Below are 644 nucleotides of genomic sequence, written 5' to 3'. Positions count from 1 at the left end.
CCGGACCGCCGTCGGCAACGAGTGCGCCGATCTGGTCGCTTGCATCCGTGCCGGTCCCGATCAGGCGCCGAACATCGGGGTCGCTGCTGCGCAGTTGTGCCGTAAGAACATTCAGGTCTGCGCTGAACTGTCCGATCGCCGACGACTGCTCGGACTGGGTGTCGAGCACTGTTCGACTGTCCCGGATGAGTCCGAGCGTCTCGGGCAGTGCTTCCTCGGCTGTTTCCGACAAAGTGCCGAGTGAGTCCACGAGAACCTGAAGATCTTCTCCCTTGCCATCGAACGCCGCTCCGAGTTCCCTGACCGTTGTAGCGAGGTTGTCCAATGGGATGGTCTTGATGAGCTGATCGGTGCTGGCCAATACGTTCTCGACCGATACGGGCGTTCGAGTGTCCGCGGGAGCAATGATCGCACCCTCCGCGAGGAAAGGTCCGTCACTGTTTGCGGGCTGTAGATCGACGTACTGCTCGCCGATGGCCGATCGATTCGCCACCACGGCGAGCGCCGAGGCCGGAATGCTCGGACCTCCTGTGTCGAGCAGCAGCTCTACATCGATACCGTCGCGGGTCAGCGACAAGGTGCCGACGGTCCCGACGGGCACACCCCGATAGGTGACCTCTGCGTTGGTGAAGATGCCGCCGGAG

General features: G+C 62.7%; 1 protein-coding gene. It reads right to left on the bottom strand.

Annotation, left to right across the window (positions count from 1 at the left end):
• A partial coding sequence (locus HM984_RS18085; protein WP_179350124.1) for an MCE family protein occupies nt 1–644 on the bottom strand: 644 nt, incomplete at both ends.

Source organism: Winogradskyella pacifica (assembly GCF_013403915.1).
GTDB lineage: Bacteria > Bacteroidota > Bacteroidia > Flavobacteriales > Flavobacteriaceae > Winogradskyella > Winogradskyella pacifica.
Note: the sequence above shows the minus strand (reverse complement) of the source record. Positions and strands in the feature narration are given on the sequence as shown.